The organism is Rhodococcus sp. BL-253-APC-6A1W, assembly GCF_012843405.1.
In the GTDB taxonomy this organism is placed as follows: Bacteria; Actinomycetota; Actinomycetes; order Mycobacteriales; family Mycobacteriaceae; genus Rhodococcus.
The window spans coordinates 212,440-234,502 of record NZ_JABAFB010000007.1 but is presented as its reverse complement, the minus strand read 5'-3'; the positions used below and the strand labels follow the sequence as shown (position 1 = coordinate 234,502).

22 protein-coding genes are annotated in these 22,063 nt (G+C 66.0%); 17 read left to right on the top strand and 5 right to left on the bottom strand.

Features of this window, described 5'->3' with window-relative positions; genetic code table 11:
• Positions 1-43: 43 nt before the first annotated feature.
• Together HF877_RS13170 and HF877_RS13165 are read left to right on the top strand one after the other, a co-directional pair.
• A complete protein-coding gene (locus tag HF877_RS13170; RefSeq protein ID WP_169621612.1) occupies positions 44-823 on the top strand; it encodes a helix-turn-helix domain-containing protein in 780 nt (259 codons plus the stop codon).
• A 95-nt stretch (positions 824-918) separates the two neighbouring features.
• Positions 919-1,134, top strand: a complete 216-nt coding sequence (locus tag HF877_RS13165) for a maltose regulon activator MalT (protein WP_169621611.1) — start codon at positions 919-921, stop codon at positions 1,132-1,134.
• Between the two features lie 50 nt (positions 1,135-1,184).
• Here HF877_RS13165 and HF877_RS13160 read toward each other — a convergent pair whose 3' ends face one another.
• The gene (locus HF877_RS13160; protein ID WP_169621610.1) at positions 1,185-1,964 is read right to left on the bottom strand and encodes a type II CAAX endopeptidase family protein; all 780 of its coding nucleotides are present in this window, start codon (positions 1,962-1,964) and stop codon (positions 1,185-1,187) included.
• A gap of 244 nt (positions 1,965-2,208) precedes the next feature.
• Between HF877_RS13160 and HF877_RS13155 the strand changes: the two genes are divergently transcribed.
• Positions 2,209-3,906: a fumarate hydratase gene (locus tag HF877_RS13155; RefSeq protein ID WP_169621609.1), complete on the top strand. Its 1,698-nt coding sequence runs from the start codon at positions 2,209-2,211 to the stop codon at positions 3,904-3,906.
• A gap of 72 nt (positions 3,907-3,978) precedes the next feature.
• Here the strand turns inward: HF877_RS13155 and HF877_RS13150 are convergent, their stop codons facing one another.
• The gene (locus HF877_RS13150; protein ID WP_169621608.1) at positions 3,979-4,365 is read right to left on the bottom strand and encodes a hypothetical protein; all 387 of its coding nucleotides are present in this window, start codon (positions 4,363-4,365) and stop codon (positions 3,979-3,981) included.
• Between the two features lie 120 nt (positions 4,366-4,485).
• Entirely contained in the window at positions 4,486-5,232 is a 747-nt protein-coding gene (locus tag HF877_RS13145) for an ABC transporter ATP-binding protein (protein ID WP_240952353.1), read from the bottom strand.
• 429 nt (positions 5,233-5,661) lie between these two features.
• Here HF877_RS13145 and HF877_RS13140 point away from each other — a divergent pair, with 429 nt between their 5' ends.
• The 11 genes from HF877_RS13140 to HF877_RS13095 all read left to right on the top strand — a co-directional run bounded on the left by HF877_RS13140 (position 5,662) and on the right by HF877_RS13095 (position 16,616).
• Entirely contained in the window at positions 5,662-7,017 is a 1,356-nt protein-coding gene (locus HF877_RS13140) for an 8-oxoguanine deaminase (RefSeq protein WP_169621606.1), read from the top strand.
• 41 nt (positions 7,018-7,058) lie between these two features.
• Positions 7,059-8,642 (top strand): ABC transporter permease subunit, encoded by a 1,584-nt coding sequence (locus tag HF877_RS13135; protein WP_169621605.1) that lies wholly within the window; start codon positions 7,059-7,061, stop codon positions 8,640-8,642.
• An 11-nt stretch (positions 8,643-8,653) separates the two neighbouring features.
• Positions 8,654-9,688 carry an ABC transporter substrate-binding protein gene (locus HF877_RS13130; RefSeq protein WP_169621604.1) on the top strand — a complete coding sequence of 345 codons (1,035 nt, stop codon included), beginning with the start codon at positions 8,654-8,656 and terminating at the stop codon, positions 9,686-9,688.
• A 381-nt stretch (positions 9,689-10,069) separates the two neighbouring features.
• On the top strand, positions 10,070-10,324 hold the full coding sequence (locus tag HF877_RS13125; protein ID WP_169621603.1) for a hypothetical protein: 255 nt from the start codon (positions 10,070-10,072) through the stop codon (positions 10,322-10,324).
• Positions 10,321-10,977, top strand: coding sequence for a Rieske (2Fe-2S) protein (locus HF877_RS13120; RefSeq protein WP_169621602.1), 657 nt, complete (start codon positions 10,321-10,323; stop codon positions 10,975-10,977). The genes HF877_RS13125 and HF877_RS13120 overlap by 4 nt, the downstream gene beginning before the upstream one ends.
• On the top strand, positions 10,974-11,558 hold the full coding sequence (locus HF877_RS13115; RefSeq protein ID WP_169621601.1) for a glutathione S-transferase family protein: 585 nt from the start codon (positions 10,974-10,976) through the stop codon (positions 11,556-11,558). The genes HF877_RS13120 and HF877_RS13115 overlap by 4 nt, the downstream gene beginning before the upstream one ends.
• 20 nt (positions 11,559-11,578) lie before the next feature.
• The gene (locus tag HF877_RS13110; RefSeq protein WP_169621600.1) at positions 11,579-12,079 is read left to right on the top strand and encodes a thiamine pyrophosphate-binding protein; all 501 of its coding nucleotides are present in this window, start codon (positions 11,579-11,581) and stop codon (positions 12,077-12,079) included.
• A complete protein-coding gene (locus tag HF877_RS21365) occupies positions 12,076-12,699 on the top strand; it encodes a thiamine pyrophosphate-dependent enzyme (protein ID WP_240952351.1) in 624 nt (207 codons plus the stop codon). The genes HF877_RS13110 and HF877_RS21365 overlap by 4 nt, the downstream gene beginning before the upstream one ends.
• Positions 12,686-14,239 carry a GMC family oxidoreductase N-terminal domain-containing protein gene (locus HF877_RS21645; protein WP_346765144.1) on the top strand — a complete coding sequence of 518 codons (1,554 nt, stop codon included), beginning with the start codon at positions 12,686-12,688 and terminating at the stop codon, positions 14,237-14,239. The genes HF877_RS21365 and HF877_RS21645 overlap by 14 nt, the downstream gene beginning before the upstream one ends.
• Complete coding sequence (locus HF877_RS21360; RefSeq protein ID WP_169621598.1) at positions 14,236-15,126, top strand: aromatic ring-hydroxylating dioxygenase subunit alpha; 891 nt, start codon at positions 14,236-14,238, stop codon at positions 15,124-15,126. The genes HF877_RS21645 and HF877_RS21360 overlap by 4 nt, the downstream gene beginning before the upstream one ends.
• Entirely contained in the window at positions 15,123-16,616 is a 1,494-nt protein-coding gene (locus HF877_RS13095) for an aldehyde dehydrogenase family protein (RefSeq protein ID WP_169621597.1), read from the top strand. Before HF877_RS21360 ends, HF877_RS13095 begins: the two co-directional genes overlap by 4 nt.
• Before the next feature lie 46 nt (positions 16,617-16,662).
• On the opposite strand, the gene HF877_RS13090 is transcribed toward HF877_RS13095, so the two are convergent.
• Together HF877_RS13090 and HF877_RS13085 are read right to left on the bottom strand one after the other, a co-directional pair.
• Positions 16,663-17,619: an isopenicillin N synthase family oxygenase gene (locus HF877_RS13090; protein ID WP_169621596.1), complete on the bottom strand. Its 957-nt coding sequence runs from the start codon at positions 17,617-17,619 to the stop codon at positions 16,663-16,665.
• Between the two features lie 89 nt (positions 17,620-17,708).
• Positions 17,709-18,287, bottom strand: coding sequence for a helix-turn-helix domain-containing protein (locus HF877_RS13085; RefSeq protein WP_169621595.1), 579 nt, complete (start codon positions 18,285-18,287; stop codon positions 17,709-17,711).
• A gap of 150 nt (positions 18,288-18,437) precedes the next feature.
• Here HF877_RS13085 and HF877_RS13080 point away from each other — a divergent pair, with 150 nt between their 5' ends.
• The 3 genes from HF877_RS13080 to HF877_RS13070 are packed head-to-tail and all read left to right on the top strand — an operon-like array spanning position 18,438 to position 22,029.
• Entirely contained in the window at positions 18,438-19,994 is a 1,557-nt protein-coding gene (locus HF877_RS13080) for an ABC transporter ATP-binding protein (protein ID WP_169621594.1), read from the top strand.
• The gene (locus tag HF877_RS13075) at positions 19,991-21,070 is read left to right on the top strand and encodes an ABC transporter permease (protein ID WP_240952348.1); all 1,080 of its coding nucleotides are present in this window, start codon (positions 19,991-19,993) and stop codon (positions 21,068-21,070) included. Before HF877_RS13080 ends, HF877_RS13075 begins: the two co-directional genes overlap by 4 nt.
• On the top strand, positions 21,067-22,029 hold the full coding sequence (locus HF877_RS13070) for an ABC transporter permease (protein WP_169621593.1): 963 nt from the start codon (positions 21,067-21,069) through the stop codon (positions 22,027-22,029). Before HF877_RS13075 ends, HF877_RS13070 begins: the two co-directional genes overlap by 4 nt.
• The last annotated feature ends 34 nt before the right edge of the window (positions 22,030-22,063 follow it).

Below are 22,063 nucleotides of genomic sequence, written 5' to 3'. Positions count from 1 at the left end.
GGAGGTAATGGCGGCCGTTCCCGGCGGCTCTATTCTCGACAACATGACGGTCGTCGAGGGGGTCCGGCCCGGGGCGTTGCTGCGCGCGTGGCGGGAACGCCGGGGAATGAGCCAACTCGACCTTGCGCATCGGGCAGGCATCTCGTCGCGGCACATCAGCTTTGTCGAGACAGGGCGGTCGCAGCCGTCCCGGGACATCGTGGTGAGACTGAGCGAGCATCTCGATATTCCCTTGCGGGAACGAAACTCGATTCTGCTCGCCGCGGGACTCGCGCCCGCCTATCCGGAGCACCGGCTCGACGACGTGCCGTTGAGTGCGGTCGCCGATGCCATCACCCGGATCCTGGAACTGCACCGGCCGTTTCCCGCGCTGGTCGTCGACCGGCACTGGACGATGGTCGACGCGAACGACGCCATCACGGCGCTGGTCTCGGACTGTGCGGCGGACCTGCTCGAACCGCCCGTCAACGTGCTGCGGCTGACACTCCACCCGCGGGGACTTGCGCCGCGTATCGCCAATCTCGGCCAGTGGCGCGCGCACCTGCTGGCACGGTTGCGCCATCAGATCGCGGCGACCGGCGATCCCGTGCTCGCGCGCCTGCACCGGGAACTCGAGCAGTATCCGTGCGACGACCCGGTCTCGGCCACGGATCCCCACGCGCTGGTCGTGCCGCTGCAGTTACGGGTCGACACCGGCGTGTTGTCGTTCCTGAGCACGACCACGCTGTTCGGGACCCCCCTGGACGTCACGGTGTCGGAATTGGCCATCGAAGCGTTCTATCCCGCGGACGCCTGGACGGCTTCGGCGCTGCGCGCCGGGTAGGCACCGGAGAGGTTGCCGAAGCGGTGTCGTGGCGGTGTCGTGCGCGCTACCGTTGGGACGGAAACTGTGTTCGAGCAGATCCGAAAGGCTTCGTCATGAGCACTACGAAATGGTGGGTCGTCGACGGACGCGACGACGGTTTCGCTCTCGAGCAGCGTGCCACCGGGGACATCGTGATCATGAACAACGCGACGTCGGAAGAGCATGTGCTGCCGGGATACGTATGGAAGCACTCCCCGAGTTTCGGCTTGCAGATTCAGAGCGACGGGCCTCCGCCCTATGGCTCCTGGATCGAGAACCCGGAAGAGTGACGTCACGGAAGTGACAAGACGGGAGCGGCACGCCTGAAGGGGAAGGCTCGTCAGCCCATCGAGATCTGCCACACGAGGGCTGCCGCCAGCGCCCCGACGCCGTTGAGCGACCAGTGCAATGCGATCGGAGCGAGGATGCTCCCGCTGCGCCGGCGTAGCCAGGTGAAGACGAACCCTGCGGCGGCGGTCGCAATCACCGCACCGGTGACGCCTGCGACCTGCCCCAAGACGCCGGACCCGAAGATCGCCGCCAGGCCGGCATTGCCCGCGGTCAAACCGAGGGAGGACGCGACGTGCCACAGACCGAACAGCAACGACCCGGCAGCGAATACTCCGCGAGCACCCCATACGCGTTCGAGGGTGCCGTGAAGCACGCCGCGAAAAGCGAGTTCTTCGGGAATCACGGTCTGTAGCGGAATGATGATCATCGATGCGACGAGCGCGCCGGACAGTGTTGCGTAGCGCTCGGACAGGAAGAACTGCCGGGTGAACGGGAGCGCGATGCCGATCGCCACGACTGTGAGAACGAGCGCGACTGCGGCCACCGAATAAAGCGTGCCGCGCTTCCAGTGGCGCGGCGACAAGCCGAGTTCCGACCACCGCATACCTCGGCGCCGCATCAGGACGACCAGGATCGCGGCGGAGACCGGCACGGTGGCGATCGACGCCCATACGGTCGTGAAGTGCGCGATCACATTGGTTGCGATCAGGACGCAAACCACTACCGCGACATCTATCCATGCGTGGAAGCGGGGCAGCCAGGCCCAGGAGGGCAATGGTGAGGCTTCAGCGGTCACGCGGTCTTCTCCCGGGGTTTCTCGTGCATCCATACCAGTGTAAGGATTTCGACCGGCAGACTGCATGACGCGCGTCACCTCCGAGTTGCGAGATCGGGCACGGATCTGTGGACCTGGGATGACCGCAGCCCCACACATCCCGAAACTCCCCGATGTTCCGGAGATGCGGGCCACACCACCTGCATGTGACGCCTGCGTCACATGCCCCGTTGTCGAGGTCACGATCTTGCGCGACTAATCTGTCTCCGGAACACCACCCCCTCTTCCAGGAGAAACAATGGCCGACTTCCTCTACGAGGACCTGCTGCCGATCGGGGAAGACCCCACCGAGTATCGGCTGCTGACCAGCGAGGGGGTGTCCACCGTCGAAGGCCCCGACGGCCGCACCTTTCTGAAGGTCGAGCCCGAGGCGCTGCGCCTGCTCACCGAAACAGCGCTGCACGACATCTCGCACTATCTGCGGTCGGATCACCTGAAGCAGCTCGCGAGCATCCTCGACGATCCCGAGGCATCGGACAACGACAAGTTCGTCGCGCTCGATCTCCTGAAGAACGCGAACATCGCCGCGGCAGGCGTGCTGCCGATGTGCCAGGACACCGGCACCGCGATCGTCATGGGTAAGCGCGGCCAGCAGGTGCTCACCCCCGGTGACGACGAGGAGTCGATCGCACGGGGCGTGTACGACGCCTACACACGGCTGAACCTGCGGTACTCGCAGAACGCTCCCCTGACCATGTGGGACGAGAAGAACACCGGCAACAACCTGCCCGCACAGATCGAGCTGTACGCGGACACCGCGAAGGGCCACGAGAACTCCTACAAGTTCCTGTTCATGGCCAAGGGCGGCGGGTCGGCCAACAAGTCGTACCTGTACCAGGAGACCAAGGCGATCCTGAACCCGGACTCGATGATGCAGTTCCTCGAGGCCAAGATCCGGTCGCTCGGCACCGCAGCGTGCCCGCCGTATCACCTCGCGATCGTCGTCGGCGGTACGTCGGCAGAGTTCGCACTCAAGACCGCCAAGTACGCCTCCGCCCACTACCTCGACGAACTGCCGACCGAGGGCGCCATGACGGGTCGCGGTTTCCGCGATCACGAACTGGAGAAGAAGGTCTTCGAGCTCACCCAGAAGATCGGGATCGGCGCGCAGTTCGGCGGCAAGTACTTCTGCCACGACGTCCGCGTGGTGCGCCTGCCGCGCCACGGTGCGTCGCTGCCGGTCGCGATCGCCGTGTCGTGCTCGGCCGACCGCCAGGCGAAGGCGAAGATCACCCCGGAGGGCGTGTTCCTCGAGCAGCTCGAGTTCGACCCGGGCCGCTTCCTGCCCGAGATCACCGACAGCGCGCTCGACGCGGAAACGTCCGGTGTCTCCGGGACCGGCAAGGGCGCCGCCGTGAAGATCGATCTCACCCGCCCGATGCCCGAGATCCTCGCCGAACTGTCGAAGCACCCCGTCAAGACGCGCTTGTCGCTCACGGGACCTCTCGTCGTCGCCCGCGACATCGCGCACGCGAAGATCAAGGAGCGTCTCGACGCGGGCGAGGAGATGCCGCAGTACCTCAAGGACCACCCCGTGTACTACGCCGGCCCGGCGAAGACTCCGGAAGGTCTCGCGTCCGGGTCGTTCGGCCCGACCACAGCAGGTCGCATGGACTCGTACGTCGAGCAGTTCCAGGCTGCCGGCGGCTCGATGATCATGCTCGCCAAGGGAAACCGGTCCAAGCAGGTGACCGATGCGTGCCACAGGCACGGTGGTTTCTACCTCGGTTCGATCGGCGGCCCCGCGGCACGCCTGGCACTGGACTGCATCAAGAACGTCGAGATCGTCGAATACGAAGAACTCGGTATGGAGGCGGTCTGGAAGATCGACGTCGAGGACTTCCCGGCGTTCATCGTCGTCGACGACAAGGGCAACGACTTCTTCGCCCACACCGGCGAGGTGACGCTCACCGTCGGCAAGCGTCCGGGACTGTAAGACCCGGCGCCACAGCGTGATCGGCCCCGGTGGGAGTTTCTCCCACCGGGGCCGATTGCTCGGGTTCGACTCTCAGGCCGCGCAGGCGTGCGTCCGCGAAAGCACCGCCGGCGACTGGGCGACCACCCGCAGGAGGAAGTCGACGATGGTCGCGGGCGTGGGCTCGGCATCCGGCGCGATCACCTCGCACAGCGCGCGATAGGTGTCGGCATCCAGCACCGGCACGGCGCGGAAGTGCGTGGTCATCGCGAGCGTGAAGTCGATGCCGTGTTCACGGGAACGAATGTTGAACTCGGGACCGTGTGCGCCCGCGATCACGCACACATCGAGCACGGCACCCGGCGCGAGGTACTCGAACGAGGCGCTGTGTACCCCGTTGCGCAGCATCTGGCGATACAGCGGCCGCAGCCCACCGAGCACCAGCGGCGGCAGGGCGACCGATCGGTCGACACTGAACATGTGACTCTCTCCTTCTCCCCCCGGCCCCACATGATCCGGCTTTTCTGTAATTAATCCAGTTTTGGAATTATTACAGGAAAAGGAGGGAGGTGCAACTCATGGCCCCTCGTACGCCCGGTCTCACCCCTCGCCGGATTCGCCACTGAACAGCAACTTGCTCAGGGCATCCACATAGCCGTGGAATTCGGCGCTCCGCATCGTCTCAGCGGTGCGCGGCCTGGGGAGATCGATGGGCACCACATCGATAATTCGGCCGGGGCGTGCACTCATGACAGCCACGACATCGGAGAGCAGGACAGCTTCGGCAATTCCGTGCGTGACCATCAAGGTGGTGGCGCGCCGTTCGGTCCAGATCCGCTGCAACTCCAGGTTCAGGCGTTGCCGGGTCATGTCGTCGAGGGCACCGAACGGTTCGTCGAGCAGAAGCACAGAAGGCCGCAACACCAAAGCGCGCGCAATCGACACGCGCTGACGCATTCCGCCGGACAGTTGCGCGGGCTTGGACTTCTCGAACCCACCCAGCCCCACCAGGCCGATGAGTTGCCGAACCAACTCGGGATCCGACGGCAGCCCGGCGACTTGGCGCGGAAGGGCGATGTTCGCTTCGACACTGCGCCACGGCAGCAAGGCGGAATCCTGGAATGCGACACCGAGTTCATGACCCTCGCGCAACTCCTGCGGGCTCATGCCGTTGACAAGGACACGGCCGGCGTCGGGGCGGTCGAGACCCGCCAGAATCCGCAGGACGGTGGATTTGCCACATCCGGACGGACCGAGCAACGACAGGAACTGCCCCTCCGAGGTTCGGATGTCGACGTCGTCGAGCGCGGTGACGCGCGATCGTCCCGACTGGAACGTCCGGGTCAAACCGCTGATATCCAGGCCGGTACCCGGAGGGCGAAGTGCGCCCGCCGAATCCGGCGGGACAACGGATGAGGAGAGAGAAGTCACGGTGCCGAACTCCGATCCGTAGGAGATGCATTGACGAGCGTGTCACGACAGACACCGCCGACGGGCTGTTGATCGCGATGCCCGGGAGGATCTCTACGGTGCCGCGCCCACCATCGCGTGTCAAGAGGGCCGACGAGTAACCCATCATTTACATCCGCGCAAAGCTATCGTCCAAGAGTACTCGTAACTTCTTGCGCCATAGGGCATCAGAGAACGAGCCCGCCGTCCGTCCGGCGCGACCGGTACACGATCTGGAGCTCCCCTCCAGAGGAGGACACCCTCTCCGGTGATGGGTGCGAGGGCCATCACAGACAGGTCCGGTCTGCCAGGAGAGGGAGAACAACCATGCACGATCTGCTTGTGCGCGATATCGGCTATCTGGTACTCGAGCCCGGATCCGAGATCGCGGACGCCTGGCTGGCAATTTCCGCCGGACGTGTCGCCGCAGTCGGGACCAGAGGAACCGAACCTGTTGCACAGCAGACTGTCTCAGCGGGGCAGAGGACGGTCACCCCAGGACTGATCAACACGCATCACCACATGTATCAGAATCTCACGCGGTCCTACGGGCCGGCGGTGAACGGATCGCTGTTCGACTGGCTCACCGGCCTCTATCCGATCTGGGAGAACCTGGACGAGGAGGCCGTGTACGTCTCGACGTATGTCGGACTCGCGGAACTCCTGCTGGGCGGCTGCACGACCTCCACCGACCATCTCTACGTGCATCCGCGGCCCAATCTGATCGACGCTCAGGTCCGTGCGGCTCGTGATATCGGCTTCCGCTTCTACCCCACTCGCGGGTCGATGTCGTTGTCGGTCGAGGACGGTGGCCTCCCTCCCGCGAGTGTGACGCAGGATGCCGACACCATTCTCGCGGACAGTCAGCGCCTGATCGACACGTACCACGATCCGGAACCGGGTGCGATGACTCGTATCGCTCTCGCGCCGTGCTCCCCTTTCTCCGTCGACGACGCCTTGATGCGCCGCACTGCAGAGCTGTCGGAACGGACAGGGGTGCGCTTGCATACTCATCTTGCCGAAGATCTCGACGAACACACCTACTGTACGGAACGGTACGGCCGCACCCCCGTCGAACATTTCGAAGATGTCGGATGGGCCGGAAACCGTTCGTGGGTCGCACACTTCATCCACCCGTCCGACAGCGAGACGCGGCGGCTGGCCTCCGCCGGAGTCGGCGTGGCGCACTGTCCCAGCTCGAACATGCTCATCGGCTCCGGAACGGCCCGCGTGGCGGCCTTGCACAGCGAGGGTATGGCAGTCGGACTGGGCTGTGACGGCTCGGCGTCGACCGATCACGCGTCACTCTGGCTCGAAGCCCGTACCGCGCTGCTCCTCGGTCGATTCATCGGGGGGCCGACCAGCATGACGGCGCGCGACGCACTCGGAATCGCCACAGTCGGATCGGCCCGGTGCCTCGGGTGGGACGACGAACTCGGCAGACTCACACCGGGGTCCGTTGCCGATCTCGTCGCGTGGCATATGGATCCCGTGTCGCTGGCCGGAGCCCATACCGATCCGGTCGAAGCCCTGTTGCGTTGCGGGCCGGCGCGCGCGTGGATCACCGTGGTCAACGGCCGCGTTCTCGTGGAGTCGGGAGAGTTGCGTGTCGCCGGACTGGCCGACGCGCTGGTCGAGCACCGCCGCATCTCGACGCGGATGCAGCACTCGTTCGCGCACTGAGTCCGAGACATTCCCCCTGCTCAGGATCGAGGTATGAAGCCGTGTCGATATTCAGCTCCACCCGTCAGGGGAATCTCACACTGCAACAGCACAAGTGGCGAGCAACCCATCGCGTCGCGGGAATCCTCGCGATGCTGGCGGTGTGGCAATTGCTCGCCGCCACTGTCTTCTCGTCCTACTTCGCCCTACCGACTCCTACTGCGATCGTCGCCCAAGCGGTGACGGATTGGTCGATGGTTTTCCCGAACCTCGTACAGACCGCCTCGGAAGCCGCGCGCGGGTGGTTGTTCGGTAATGCGGCGGCATTCGTCTTGGCCACAGTGTTCATTCTCATCCGGCCGATCGAGAGAGTTGCGACCCAAGTGGCGCTCGCGTTGTACTGCCTCCCCGTGATCGCGATCGCTCCGATTCTCACCGCGGTGCTCGACGGCGACCGACCCCAAGTTGTCATCGCCGCACAAAGCGTCTTCTTCACGACGCTCGTCGCGGTCATGGTCGGCGCGAAGGCCGCAGACCAGGCGGCGATCGATGTGGTACGCACGGCCGGGGGCTCGCGCCGGCAGGAGTTCGTCCGGGTAACTCTGCCGTCTGCATTACCGGCGACCTTCGGTGGCTTGAGGATTGCAGCCCCGGCAGCGGTACTGGGCGCAATCATCGGTGAGTATCTCGGCGCGGACTCAGGACTCGGCGTTGCGATGGTCTATGCGCAGCAATCCCTGGACGTGGAACGCACCTGGGCACTGGCGCTGTACGCAACGATGCTTGCGGGTGCGGCGTATCTGGCCACTGCGGCAGTCGAACGCCGTGTGTGCTCCTGGTCGGCGACCATGACCGGCGGAACCGTCCCGAGGACAGCATCGGGATCGATCCCCAAGAGGATTGCCCTCACTGCGGGTACCGCAGCCGGAGCCGTACTCGGATCGCTGGTGTTGTGGCAGGTCGCGATCATGGGGCTGAATCCGTACTTCGCAAAAGGACCCGCGGACGTGTGGCGTTATCTTGCCACGCCGGGTAGCGAACGAGACCAACTGATCTCGGCGCTCGGCACGACAACACTTCACGCGAGTTACGGGTATCTGGCCGGGACTGTCGCCGCGTTCGTCGTCGCCGTCTCAGTACTCTCGTGGCCCGCTGTCGAAGCTGCCGTGATGCCGGTAGCGGTAGCTCTCCGCGCCGTACCACTGGTTGCGATGACGCCGTTGATCGCGTTGGTCTTCGGCCGCGACGTCGCAACCGTTGTCGTGATCGCAGGAATCGTCACCTTTTTCCCGTCGCTGGTCACTATTGTCACCGGGCTCCGTTCAGTGCCGTCGGGAGCAATCGATCTGCTCAGCGCCTACGGCGCTTCCAGATTCGACCTGATGGTTCGCGCCCGAATTCCGTACGCGTTGCCGAGCGTGTTCGCCGCGGCACGAATCGCGGCCCCTTCTGCCGTGATGGGGGCACTTCTGGCCGAATGGCTGGCGACCGGGGACGGAATCGGTTTCCTCATGCTCAGGGCATCTACCGGCGCAAATTACGGCCGGCTGTGGTCCTCGGTGGTCCTCATCACGGTCGTATCACTTCTTGCCTACGCTCTCGCCACCGCAGCCGAGAACGCGCTCAGTCGCAATCGCTTCCACTAAGGAGTTCTACGATGACCCCTGCGAAACATCCCCTTTCGCGTCGCACTCTGCTCCGCCGTGGGCTCGGCCTCGGTGCGCTGGCCCTCGGAGGGCCCACCCTTTTGTCTGCATGCTCATCCGGGAGCGGCGCAACCACCGCGCCGGACGGGACCACCGCCCTCAACTATCAGCTCAGTTGGCTTCCCACCACCGAGCACTCCGGAAGCTGGATCGCCGCCGACCGCGGCTACTACCGAGAGAACGGGCTCTCGGTCAACTTCCTCAACGGCGGCCCGAACACAAGCCCCGACACGGTCGTGATGTCCGACAAGGCGCTCATCGGCGGCAGCAACGCCGACGTCGTGTCGAAAGCGGTGGTACAAGGCGCAGATCTGCGAATCTTCGGCACGCGATTCCAGAAAAGCCCCTTCTGCCTCCTCTCCCGTGCCGACAATCCCATCAACTCGCCCCAGGACATGATCGGGAAGAAGATCGGTGTCGCCGCGTTGAACGAGACTGCGTTCAACCTGCTACTTCAGATCAACGACATCGATCCCGGGTCCGTCGAGGTCGTTCCGGTCCAGTTCGATCCGTCACCCGTCGCGAACCGCGAGGTCGACGGGCAGGTCGTGTTCGTGATCAACGAACCTACCCAGCTGGAAGTCAAGGGCATCGAGACCCACACGTTCCTCTTCGCCGACTACGGATACGCCGTGTTCTCCGGTGTCTACTTCGCAAAAGCACGGACGGTGCAGGACAATCCAGAGCAGCTTGCCGCCTTCCTCCGAGCAGAACGGCGCGGATGGGAAGCCAATCTCGCCGATCCGGAGCTCGGGACGAACCTCACCGTCGACGTGTTCGGTAAGGACCAGGGATTCGACCGGGCACAGCAACTCCTGGAATCGAAGATCCTCGAACAGATCATGGTTACGCCGGACACGGACTCGCTCGGATTGCTTGCACTTCCCCCGGCGTTGATCGACCAGAACATCAAGACGCTCAATGCTGCCGGGATCGACGTGTCTGCCGACCAGTTGTTCACGACCTCTGTTCTCGACTCGCTCTGACGCACCGGATCCGGTGGCGACGCGTCTCGCGACCCACCGGATCCAGTGCACAGGGGCGCCGTCGGCGGTCTGCCGCCGTGCTGCACCGGCGGCACCCGCCTGTCGCACGCGAAAGTCACACGGCCGTAACGGGAATTTCATCCCCGGCGGCGGTTTTCATTCCAACGCTGTGTAATACTTTGAACCGCATCGCAAATCGAGTCGATGCTGTCCGTCCGGCACTGCCGGCGAACGATCCGGAGCTCCCCTCCGGAAGAGGACATCTCCGGAGACGGGTGCGAGGGCCGTCCCAGACGAAGCACCACACGTCTCCCGGAGGACTCATGAATCACACAGCCGCCACCGCAATCGGACTCGGCCGGCACACCTGCTCCTGTTGACATGAGCAGCGCAATCTCGTCCACGCTCACGCTCGTCGGACGATTCGATCCCGCTGTCATGATCCGGTTCTCGGTGTCCCGAGCCGAGCTTCTCCGCATTCACGCCACTGTGGTGACCGCGACCGAACACCGGATCGAACTCCACACCCACGGCGACCCCGACCTCGTCGGGGCATTCGAGGCAGCGTGCGCGCTCGCACCCGACGACAACGTCGTCCTCGACCTCACATCGACCGAGAGGAGAGTCCTGCCATGACCGTCTGGCTTCCCGTCGCGCTCGGTCGCGACATCGAACCGGGTGCCGCGACCGGCACCACCGTTGACGGGTCGTCCGTCGCCCTGTGGCGCGATGCCGGCGGCACGCTCCACGCCTGGGCCGACCGCTGCCCGCACCGCGGAATGCGCTTGAGCTTCGGATTCGTCCGCGACGATCGGCTCGTATGCCTTTACCACGGTTGGCAATTCGACGGCGACGGCGCATGTCGTCATGTGCCCGCACACCCACGAATGGAACCTCCGGGCTCTGTCCGGCCGACGCGGTACCGGGCGTTCGAGCGCGGCGGTCTCGTCTGGGTGAGTTCGGCGGATCCCGCCGACGACACCGAACTCTCCCGTATCCCCTCCGTGGCCACCCCCGTCCGCTCGGTCTGGATCCGGGAAGGTAGGGAGCAGGTCGTCGATCGGTTGCGTTCTTTCACCGAAGACTTCCAGGACAAGGGCACGGTCGCAGTGGGCATCCTCGACGGAACCGCGATCCTCGCAGGAATTCAGGTAGTCGACGCGCAGACCACCGCCCTGCACCTGATCGCTCCGGGGGCGGTGCCGGACGACACGGTGCGTGCGCTGGTCCGCCGGATACACGACATCCGCGAGAGTGCGACCGCCTTCGCACCGATGGTCGCATCATGACGATTCCGGTACTCCACGACTTTCCGCTCGACCCGCGCTGTTATTCGGTGCGACTTGCGGCGTCGGTGCTCGGTTACGAACACCGGATCGAACCCGTCGATGTGATCCCCGGCGGGGCGCATCTGACCGGCCGGTACCGCGAACTCACACCGTCCGGTGTGCTCCCGGTACTCGAGACCGGTACCGCCGTACTCGTCGGCACCATGGCCGTTCTCGAACACCTGGCAGCTGGAACCGATTGGGCACCAACGACACCGGAATGGCTGACGTTCGCGTCGGGTCCGCTCGAACACGTCTACGCCTGCCGCGACACCGCGCTCTACACCACCGACGCCGTCGACACGCGCGCTGCGCTCACGGTTCTCCAGACATTGGACGACCACCTCGCTCTCCACGCCGACCACGACTGGTTCACCGCCGACCGGCCCACGGTCGCCGATCTGGCGCTGTACCCCGCCGCTGCGCTGAGCCGGGACATCGGCATCGACCACGACACGTTCCCCGCACTCCGGCGCTGGATGCGGCAGGTCAAACACCTGCCGGGCTTCGTCGAGATGCCCGGAATCCCCGTCTTCCCCTGACCACCACCGGAAGGACCGACATGCAGCAATCCACCGTCGACGCGGTGATCCGCGGCCTCGAGCAGGCCGGCGTGAGCACCGTCTGCTATCTACCGGATTCCCTGTTCAAAGAGTTGTACCCCGCACTCGACGCACACCCGGGGATCCGCACCATCCAGGTGACCAACGAGGGTGAAGGTGCCGCGATCTGCGGCGGAATCTTCCTCTCCGGCAAGCGAGCCGCGCTCATCATGGAGAACTCCGGACTCCGCGCCTCGGTCGAACCCCTCGCCCGGATGGGACTCGGAGCCGGCATCCCGGTCATCATGCTCATGAGCTACCGCGGCGAACTCGGCGAGAACAACTGGTGGGCCGTACCGCACGGGATCACCATGGAACCGATCCTCGACGCTCTGCGCATCCCGTACCGCATCGTGCGCGAGGAAGAAGGCATCGAGCGCGCCATCCGCGACGCATTCGAATGGTCCTACTCGGCCTACCACCATTCCGCCATCGCTCTCGGAGGAGGACTCGTCCGATGACCACCATGCGCATGACCCGATTCGAGTGCATGCAGGCACTCGCCGCCCGCCTCGAGGACGAACTGGTCATCCTCTCGCTCGGCTCCAGCGTCGACGAGTGGTACAACGCCGCTCCACACATGCGGCAGGCGAGCCTGTTCCAGCAGCAACTCGGTTGTGTGACCCCGCAGGCGTTCGGACTCGCCGTCGGCTTGCCGCACCGCAGAATCATCTCCCTCGACACCGACGGAGGCATGCTGTTCAACCTCGGCATCCTCGCCACACTGGCCAACGAGAAGCCACGCAACCTGTTCACCGTCGTGTGGGACAACGAGTGCTACCAATCCATCGGTGGCCCACCGACGCATACGGCCCGCGGCAATGTCGACATCGCGGCGATCTCTCGCGGTTGTGGAATCGAGAAGTCCTATACAGCAACGACGCTCGAGGAGTTCGACAAGCACTGTGTTGCCGGACTCGCCGCCGACGAACCCTATGTGCTCGTCGCCAAGGTCTCGAGCAGCGTGCAGCCGGGCATCAAACGCAAGCACAGCGACGGACGCGAAGACAAGTACATCTTCGTCCGCCACGTGGAGGCGACGGAGGGCATCACGATTATGGGGCCCAGTGAACACAATTGACCGGTACGACTACGTCATCGTGGGAGGCGGGTCGGCCGGGTGCGTGCTGGCCGCCCGCCTGACCGAGAGCCCGGACACCACCGTGCTGCTCGTAGAAGCCGGTCCGGACCACACCGGCGCAGCCGCGCTGGACCACCCCGGAACGTGGGCGGATCTCCTGGGGAGCGAGTACGACTGGGGGCACAGCTACGCTCCGAACCCCCTGCTCGACGGCCGTGCCGTCCTCATTCCACGCGGACGGGTGCTCGGTGGGTCGAGCAGCATCAACGCGATGCTCTGGTATCGCGGCCACCCGTCCGACTACGACGCCTGGGAGGGAGCGGGCGCGAAGGGCTGGAACTTCGCGTCCCTGCTCCCCTACTTCCGCCGGGCTGAGGACTGGGAAGGCGGAGCCACCCTGTTGCGGGGGTCCGGAGGACCGATCCGCATCACGCGCCCCTCGGATCCGCACCCCGTCGCACTCGGATTACTGGGAGCCGCAGCAGAACTCGGCATGGCTGTGCTGGACGACTGCAACGGCCCCGAGATCGAGGGCGCCGCGCTCGCGAATCTCACTGTCGACGACGACGGGCACCGCGCGAGCACCGCCCGTGCGTATGTCGAACCGGTGCTGTCCCGTCCCAACCTGACGATCCGTACCGACTCGACCGTCACCGGTCTGGTGTTCGACGGTGAGCGGTGCACCGGCGTGCGCGTAGGCCGGGGCGAACACGCGACCGAGATCCACGCCGACATCGAGACCGTGCTGTGCGCCGGTGCGATCTCGAGTCCTCATCTGTTGCTCCTCTCCGGCATCGGCGATCCCGTGCAACTGCGCTCGCACGATGTGCCCGTCCGCGTTGCGCTGCCGGGGGTGGGACGCAACCTACAGGACCATCCGCTGCTCATGGGCGTGAACTTCCGCGCGCGTGAGCCACTGGGACCGGTGCGGGACAACGGCGGTGGAGCAATTCTCAACTGGCGCTCCGACGCGTCCCTCGACCTCCCCGATCTGCACGCGTTCGTCGTCCAGGGACGTCACGCAACCCCGGAGATCGCCGACCGTTTCGATGTCACCGGAGACGTATTCGCGATCTCACCGGGACTCATGCGGTCCCACAGCACCGGGGAGCTGACGCTGCGGTCGCCGGACCCGGAGGTGTCGCCGTGCATCGACCCCAGGTACCTGTCCGATCCCCGCGACCGCGACGCGCTCGTCGCCGGGCTCGATCGTGTCTTCGACCTGGCCGAGACCACTGCCCTCGCGGCACTGATCGAATCACCGGTCGCACCCGACCGGCGTCTCGGGCGCCGAGAGGCCGAAGCATTCGTACGCGCAAGTTGCGCGACGTTCTTCCACACCGCCGGCACCTGCGCGATGGGCTCGGGCCCCGACGCGGTCGTGGACCCGGATCTCCGGGTCCACGGCGTGACAGCCCTGCGGGTGGTGGACGCGTCTGTGATTCCGGTCCTGCCGTCGTGCAACACCAACGCCCCCGTCATCGCGCTCGCCGAACGGGCGGCAGCCATCATCTCCGGAACAGAAGGGAGTACCTCGTGACCGGTCCGGTGACCTCGCCGATCTGTGACGACCCCGTCGTGCTCGACCAGTGGTATCCGGTGTGCGCCGAGAACGAAGTCTCCGGTGCAGCTGTGCAGACGCGGCTGCTCGGTGCCGAAGTCGAGATCAGCGTGGGCAGCGACGGGGAGCCCACGGTGCTGGCCTACGGTCGACACCTGCCCGTACGGCGGCGGTTCGGGTTCGTGTGGACCACTCTCGGCGCCCCGGAGCGAGACGTCTTCACCATCGACGAGGCGGACGAGCCCGACCGCCGCTACGTGCCCTGCGGCTGGGTCACCATGCGCAGCTCACCCGGCCGTGTCGTCGAGAACTTCCTGGACATGGCGCATTTCCCGTTCGTGCACACCGGCATCCTCGGCGGTGAGGCTGCCACCGAGGTTGCGCGCTACAAGTGGGAGATCCGCAAGGAGACGGACGAAGTGTGGGCTACGGACTGCACGTTCTTCCAACCGCAGGTCTCCGCCACGTCCGAAGGGTCCTTCGCACACCTGACATACCGTGTCCCTGCGCCGTATCAGGTGATGCTGTACCGGGTCTCACCGTCCGATCCCACCCGCCTAGACGCGATCGCACTGCTGATCCAGCCGATCGACGAAACACTCTGCCGTGCACAGCCGGTGATGTATCTCGTCGACCCGGATTCGCCGCACACCGACCTTGTGCAGTTCGAGCAGGTTATTTTCCTTCAGGACCGCATCATCGTCGAGAACCAACGTCCCCTGCTGTTGCCCCTCGATCCCCGCGACGAGATCCCTACCCGGGCCGACGCGTCGTCTGTCACCTATCGGCGCTGGCTCAAAGCCAAGGGCTTGCGCTGGGGTGCGCTGCCGTTCCGCCCCGTCCACTCCCGAGGAGCCGACTCATGACCACCGCCGTCCTGCCGCGCTACAGCGCAACCTTCCTCACCAGCGGCGACAAACGTCTACTGGTCGACGGCGAATGGGTCTCGGGATCGGGCACACCGTTCGAAACGATCGATCCTGCTACGGGAAAACCTCTCGCCGTCCTCTCCTGCGCCGGCCAGGACGAAGTGGACGCCGCCGTCATCGCTGCCCGCCGGGCGCTCAGGGAGGAATGGGCGGCACTCACCCCCTCGGCTCGAGCACGGGTGTTGTGGCGGATCGCGGAAGCGATCGACGATCATGCAGACGAACTCGCCGAGCTCGAAACCCTCGACCAGGGCAAATCCTGGGGAACGTCCCGCTTCGCGGAGATACCCTCTGCCGCGGAACAGTTCCGCTACTACGCGGGTTGGGCAACGAAGATCACCGGGACCACGGTGACACCGTCGATCACCTATCAGCCGCTGGGCAAGCAGGTCATCGCTCACACGCTCCGTGAACCGGTAGGTGTGGTGGCTGCGATCGTGCCGTGGAATTCGCCGTTGCTGATGGCTGCCATGAAACTGGCACCGGCATTGGCTGCGGGGTGCACGGTGGTACTCAAGCCGGCTGAGGACACCTCGCTCACCGCACTGCGACTGGGGGAACTGCTCGCGGAGGCGGGGCTTCCCGCCGGGACGGTGAACATCCTCACCGGCGGCGCCGAGGTGGGGCGGATGCTGGCCGAGCACCAGGGCGTGGACAAGGTGACTTTCACCGGGTCGACCGAAGTGGGCAAGAAACTCGTGACATCGGCCGGTGCGGGCCGCCTTGCGCGGCTCACCCTCGAACTCGGCGGCAAGTCGCCCGCGGTGGTGTTCGGCGATGCAGAGCTGGCGCAGACTGTGCCCGGTCTCGCTCGCGGCATCTTCGCCAACTGCGGGCAGGTGTGCGTCGCAGGGTCGCGGGTATATGCCGAGCGTGCCGTCTACGAGCAGGTGGTCGACGGTCTTGCCGAGGCTGCCGCCGCACTCCGACTGGGACACGGACTCGACAGTGGTACCGACCTCGGGCCGCTGGTGAGCATGCGGCACCGGCAGACTGTGGCCGCCTACGTCGACGACGGTGTGCGCCGGGGCGCGACTGTCGTGACGGGTGGCCGCGCGGTGGGCGAGTCCGGCAGCTTTTACGAGCCGACGGTCGTAGTCGACGCCGCACCGGATCTACCCATGATGCGCGAGGAGATATTCGGGCCCGTCGTGACCGTCACCCCGTTCGACGACACCGACGAGGTGATCTCCTGGGCCAACGACACCGACTACGGTCTCGCCGCGAGCGTGTGGACAGCGGATCTCTCCCGAGCCCACCGGATGGCCGGCGCGATCCGCGCCGGCACAGTGTGGATCAACTGCCACTCGTACTTCTCCCCTGAACTGGTCAAGGGAGGCCACAAGCAGTCCGGGTGGGGGTACGAGAACGGTGCGGCAGGACTGGAGAACTACCTCGAGACCAAGACCGTGTGTCTTACCGTCTGACGATCCGGACCCGTATCCCGAACCATTCCGGATCGGGGCCGACACCTCATGAGGCCTCCTTCTTGAGGTAGTCGTGCGTCGCGTCGAAACGCGAGAGCATGTACTCCCCGACCGTGATGGGCGGGTAAATCGGCTCCGCCCCCTGTTCCACGCACGTGGGGATCGCCTCGATCACCGCATGGAAATCCGGGGCCACGAAGTACGGCAGTGAATACCGGTCCTTCCCAACGGGGTTGAGCACCCGGTGGAGGGTCGACACGTATCGGTGATTGGTCCACCGCGCGATCATGTCGCCGAGGTTGACGATCAGCGCGTCGGGCGGGGTGGCAACATCGATCCATCCTCCCCCGCGCGCCGCGACCTGCAGCCCCCCGACATCGTCCTGTGCGAGCAGGGTCAGCGAACCGTAGTCGGTGTGCGCACCCGCACCCGGCGCGACTTCTCCCGGGCCGGCCGGTGCGTAGTGCAGCATGCGCAGGGAGGCGATGGGATCGGTGAACATGGGCTCGAAGGCCTCGCAGGTCAGGCCGAGGGCGAGGGCGAGCCCGCGCATGAGGTGCGTGTTGATCTCGAGGCAGGCGTGCGCGTACTCGTCGGCGACGCTCTTGAATTCGGGCATCAGTGCGGCCGGCCACTGCGCCGGCCCGTGCAGCGGTGTGCCCGCGACGACCTCCGGGTGGTCGGGGCCACGGTCGTAGGTGATGTCGAGCGCTTCCTTGGCATCGGCACCGATCGCCTCGTCGAGAGTCTCGGCCTTCGGCGGGACGTATCCGCTGTGGCACGGCGACTTCGCGATAGAGATCTCCATCTTCTCCTCGAACGGCAACGAGAAGAACCGGTGCGCCTGCTCCATCGTCTCGGCGCGGAGTCCCGGCTCGAGGCCGTGTCCTGTCACGACGAAGAACCCGAGGTCGGTGCACGCGGCGTCGAGCGCGCGAACGACCGTGTGCGGGTCGCTTCCGTCACGTAACGGCCGGAGGTCGATGACGGGCAGTGCGTCCATGGGTGCTCCTGGAAAGAGGGTCGGCAAGTGATCGCTATCAGTTAATTCCTGCGATGCTGCCGTGCCGTCTCGTTCCGGTGAGGTGCGTGTTACGACGGCTCCCGCGGCGCGCCCACGCACAGCACCACCCGCGCGCGTTCCACTCCCCGGTGCTCCCACTGCATTTCGGTGCCGGCGACGGCGAACAGGCAGTCCCCTTCTTCGAGGACGACGGATTCACGGTCCCGCATTCGCACTTCGAGGCAACCATCGGTGATCACGACTACGAGGTCGTCCGAGCGGCGAAACCACCCGCTGACATCGTCCTCGGGGGCGATGACGTACTGGTACACCTCGCCGATCGCTCCGTTGCCCTGTGCCATCCACGTCGTCGGGGTGGCCGGGGCCCCGGTCACAGCCTGCGCGACGCGCCGTTCCGCCCGCACCACCAGCACGTCTCCTTCCGGCGCCGCGTCGAGAAAGTGCGACGGCGAGCACTCCAACGCATCTGCGATCTTGTACAGCGTCGCCAGCGACGGCACGTTGAGTCCTCGCTCGACCTGACTCAGGAACGCCTGGCTGATCCCGGCGCGCGTCGCCAGCGTCCGAGCGCTGAGTCCCGCCTGTCTGCGGGCAATGCGAACAGCCCGTCCGACCCGGGCAACCCGATCGTGTTCCTCCGGTGTCACATCTCCCCCTCCACGTCGCAGGTTCCGCACAAACGAAACCGAACCCCGAACCCCGAAACACAAACGTCACGGATCGGACATGGTCTCTCAACCCGGACCCTGGATCGTCTCGCCTTAACAAATAGCGAATTACTCGGAAGGTCACACCGAATGGTGACACCAGCTTCAACATCCCGCATCACGACCGCACCGGCGGCCGAACTCTCCGGCGCCGACGACGGCGTCGTGATGCAGGGCATCGCGCGGTCGTTCGGAGACAACATCGTCCTCCGCGACGTCTCGCTGCACATTCGGCCCGGTGAGGTCTACGCACTCCTCGGCGAGAACGGTGCCGGCAAGTCCACGCTGATGCGGATCCTCACCGGCCTGCTGCCTCCGGATGCGGGCACCATCACCGTCGACGACCTCACGCTCGACGCCGGAGGCAGCGACCGAATCGCTATGGTGCACCAGCATTTCATGCTGGTCCCGTCGATGACGGTTGCCGAGAACTTCCTCCTGGGGCGCTCGCGGGGAGTTGTCGGCCGAGGACGGCTGCGCCGCACGTGTGACGAGATCTCGGCGCTGGCAGCCGAAACCGGGCTTGCCTGCGACCCGTCGGCACGCGTCGACACTCTGTCGGTGGGCGAGCAACAGCGCGTCGAGATCCTGCGCGCCCTGCACCTCGGCGCCCGCTATCTCCTGCTCGACGAACCGACCGCGAATCTCGCTCCCGCGGAGGTACATTCACTGCTGGCACAGATTCGCGATCTGGCGGTCGAGCGGGGTGTCGGAATCGTGCTCATCACGCATCACCTCGAAGAAGTGCTCGAAGCGGCAGACCGGGTGGGTGTGCTCCGCGGCGGACGGCTGGTCGCGGAGAAACCGGTCGCAGAGGTCACCACCGCCGAACTCGCCCGCGACATGGTCGGACGCGACGTCGGTCTCGGCATTCGCCGCGCCGCTGCGGAACCGTCCGGAGGACGCACGCTCGAACTCGTCGGGGTCTCGGTGCCCGGAAAGCTGGACGAGGTGACCCTGCGGGTCGGGGCCGGGCAACTCGTCGCGGTGGCCGGTGTCGAGGGCAACGGGCAGTCCTCGCTCGAGGACGTCCTCTCCGGCCTCGCTGCCGATGCGTCCGGTGCGGTGCGCATCGCCGACCGGGAGGTCGACATCTCGAGTCCGCGCTTTCTCCGCGATGCCGGGGTCGGCATCGTTCCCTCCGACCGCTACACCCGCGGCCTGGTGAAATCGCTCGGCATCGACACGAATCTCGCGGTCGACAGTTACACCACCCCTCCCCTCGCGCGGCGCGGGGGCCGACTGTCCCGCAGCGCCATCCGTGAACGCGCCGAACGCATCATCGCTGCCCTGTCGGTGAAGGCCTCGAGCCCCCGCACGCTCGCGGGCACGCTCTCCGGCGGCCACGCCCAGCGTGTGGTGCTCGGCCGGGTTCTCGACGGCGCTCCCGCCGTGCTGGTCGTGGCCCAGCCGACACGCGGTCTCGACGTCGGCGCAACGGAATTCGTGTGGGACACCCTCGTCGAACACCGGGCGCGTGGTGCCGCGATCCTGCTGATCTCCTCCGACCTCGACGAGATCTGCAGTCTCGCAGACCGTGTCGTCGTCCTGTATCGCGGCCGCATCGTCGCGGAATTCGACGAGGGCCCGTTCGACCGCGAGGCTCTCGGTTCCGCGATGGGCGGATTCCAGGAAGTGGCGGCATGAGCACCGGCATGCTGAGTCCGCCGACGGCGGCACCGACCCCGGACCCGGCGACGAGTTCGCGCCTGCGCGGCCTCCTGACCACCGTCGGGATCCCGTTCCTCGCAGTGGTCGTGGGTCTCGCTGTCGGCGCGGTACTGATCGTCCTCGCCGGGGGCAACCCCGGACAGGCCTACGCGACGATGCTGAACGCCGCACTCGGCGGCGACACCCAGCTCGGACGTCTGCTCACCGGCATGACACCGCTGGTGCTCATGGGCCTCGGCTACGCGATCGCATACCGCACGGGATTCATCACCATCGGCGCGCAGGGCCACTACGACGTCGGAGCCATCACCGCAGCGGCAGTGGTGCTGAGCATCCCACTCGGCACGAGCTGGGTCGCGATCCCGGTCGTGGCCGTCACCGCGGCCGCCGCCGGCGCGTGCATCGGCGGTATCGCAGGCGTGCTGAAGGCACGACTCGGGGTGAACGAGATCATCTCCTCGCTCATGCTCAACTACCTCGTGTTCTATGCCCTGGCCTGGGCGGTGCGCAAACCCCTCGCCAATCCCAACGGGTTCACCCCGGAATCCGAACGCATCCCCGAGTGGGCGGCCCTGGCGACCATTCCGGGCACGCGGATCCACATCGGCGTGTTCGTCGCTGTCGCAGCGGTCCCGCTGGTCTGGTGGCTGATGCGCTCGACCCGGTTCGGATTCTCGTCTCAGATCGTCGGTGAGAGCCCCAGCGTGGCTGCGGCAAACGGCATCTCGGTTGCGCGGACCATCGTCACCTCCGCACTTGTCAGCGGCGCGCTCGGTGGCATCGCCGGAGCGATCATGTTGCTCGGCAGCGAGTTCCGCCTGTCGCTCGCCGTCTCCTCTGGCATCGGATTCACCGCGATCGTGGTGGCCCTGCTCGGACGGCGGAACCCGTTCGGCATCGTCCTTGCGGCGGCCCTGGTCTCGGGGCTGACCCTCGGTAGCCAGGCCGTGCAGCGCACCCAGGAGATCCCGGCCTCGATCGGCACCGTCGTGCAGGCCGTGATGATCCTGACGGTGCTGCTCGCCAATCGAATCGTGGAGCGTGCCCGATGAACTGGTCCGACGTCCTGGGCGCCGGAGCGCTCGTCCCCCTGCTCACGGCCGCGCTGCGCCTCGCGGTGCCCATCATCCTCGCTGCTGCGGGAGCCTGCCTGGCCGAACGTTCCGGCCTCATGAACCTGGGTATCGAAGGCCAGATGATGGTCGGTGCCATCACGGCATTCGTGACCGTCTACTACACCGGAAACCCTCTGTTCGGGGCCGTCACCGGCGCTGTCGCCGGCCTCCTGACCGCTGCGATCGTCGGCTACCTGACGATCACGATGGCAGTCGACCAGATCATCACCGGAATCTCGGTGGTCATCCTCGGGACCGGACTCGCGTCGTTCCTCTACCTCCAGGTCTTCGGGATGACCGGCACACCCCCGCGCATTCAGGGCAGCACGCCCGTCGACCTGCCCGTGCTCTCGGACATTCCCGCGATCGGCCAGATCGTCTTCTCCCAGTCGCCCCTCGTCTACGCGGCACTGCTGCTGGTGGTGGCGCTGTGGTGGGTGCTCTCGCGCACCGCGTTCGGACTGTCCGTGCGCGCGGCGGGAGAGAGTCCCGAGGCTGCCGATTCGGTCGGCGTCTCGGTTCCCCGCACCCGCTGGATCACCCTTCTGATCTCCGGCGCAACAGCGGGCATGGCCGGCGCTCTCGTGATCGACGGACTCGGCTTCTTCCAGGACGGCATCACCGGCGGACGAGGCTGGATCGCCCTCGGTGTGGTGATCCTGGCCAGGTGGAACCCGCTCGGCGCCATCGCCGGCGGCTTCATGTTCGGCCTCGTCGATGCCTTCCAGTTGCGCGTGCAAGCAGCGTCCGGTGGTCAAGCGACCTCGGTGCCGTACGAACTCTTCCAGGCGATGCCGTACGCGGTAACCCTCGTCGCCGTTGTCGTGACCACCGTGGGTTTCGCCCGCAACAACGCACCCAAGGCACTCGGCGTTCCCTTCGTTCCTGCCAGATAACTACCCCCCCCGAGACAGGCTCGTGTACACGAGT

What these genes read in the sequence shown, in the direction of transcription:
- HF877_RS13170 (WP_169621612.1), top strand. Translation starts at nt 44, where the DNA reads ATGACGGTCGTCGAGGGGGTCCGGCCCGGGGCGTTGCTGCGCGCGTGG.
- HF877_RS13165 (WP_169621611.1), top strand. Translation starts at nt 919, where the DNA reads ATGAGCACTACGAAATGGTGGGTCGTCGACGGACGCGACGACGGTTTC.
- HF877_RS13160 (WP_169621610.1), bottom strand. Translation starts at nt 1,964, where the DNA reads ATGGATGCACGAGAAACCCCGGGAGAAGACCGCGTGACCGCTGAAGCC.
- HF877_RS13155 (WP_169621609.1), top strand. Translation starts at nt 2,209, where the DNA reads ATGGCCGACTTCCTCTACGAGGACCTGCTGCCGATCGGGGAAGACCCC.
- HF877_RS13150 (WP_169621608.1), bottom strand. Translation starts at nt 4,365, where the DNA reads ATGTTCAGTGTCGACCGATCGGTCGCCCTGCCGCCGCTGGTGCTCGGT.
- HF877_RS13140 (WP_169621606.1), top strand. Translation starts at nt 5,662, where the DNA reads ATGCACGATCTGCTTGTGCGCGATATCGGCTATCTGGTACTCGAGCCC.
- HF877_RS13130 (WP_169621604.1), top strand. Translation starts at nt 8,654, where the DNA reads ATGACCCCTGCGAAACATCCCCTTTCGCGTCGCACTCTGCTCCGCCGT.
- HF877_RS13125 (WP_169621603.1), top strand. Translation starts at nt 10,070, where the DNA reads ATGAGCAGCGCAATCTCGTCCACGCTCACGCTCGTCGGACGATTCGAT.
- HF877_RS13120 (WP_169621602.1), top strand. Translation starts at nt 10,321, where the DNA reads ATGACCGTCTGGCTTCCCGTCGCGCTCGGTCGCGACATCGAACCGGGT.
- HF877_RS13115 (WP_169621601.1), top strand. Translation starts at nt 10,974, where the DNA reads ATGACGATTCCGGTACTCCACGACTTTCCGCTCGACCCGCGCTGTTAT.
- HF877_RS13110 (WP_169621600.1), top strand. Translation starts at nt 11,579, where the DNA reads ATGCAGCAATCCACCGTCGACGCGGTGATCCGCGGCCTCGAGCAGGCC.
- HF877_RS21365 (WP_240952351.1), top strand. Translation starts at nt 12,076, where the DNA reads ATGACCACCATGCGCATGACCCGATTCGAGTGCATGCAGGCACTCGCC.
- HF877_RS13095 (WP_169621597.1), top strand. Translation starts at nt 15,123, where the DNA reads ATGACCACCGCCGTCCTGCCGCGCTACAGCGCAACCTTCCTCACCAGC.
- HF877_RS13090 (WP_169621596.1), bottom strand. Translation starts at nt 17,619, where the DNA reads ATGGACGCACTGCCCGTCATCGACCTCCGGCCGTTACGTGACGGAAGC.
- HF877_RS13080 (WP_169621594.1), top strand. Translation starts at nt 18,438, where the DNA reads ATGGTGACACCAGCTTCAACATCCCGCATCACGACCGCACCGGCGGCC.
- HF877_RS13075 (WP_240952348.1), top strand. Translation starts at nt 19,991, where the DNA reads ATGAGCACCGGCATGCTGAGTCCGCCGACGGCGGCACCGACCCCGGAC.
- HF877_RS13070 (WP_169621593.1), top strand. Translation starts at nt 21,067, where the DNA reads ATGAACTGGTCCGACGTCCTGGGCGCCGGAGCGCTCGTCCCCCTGCTC.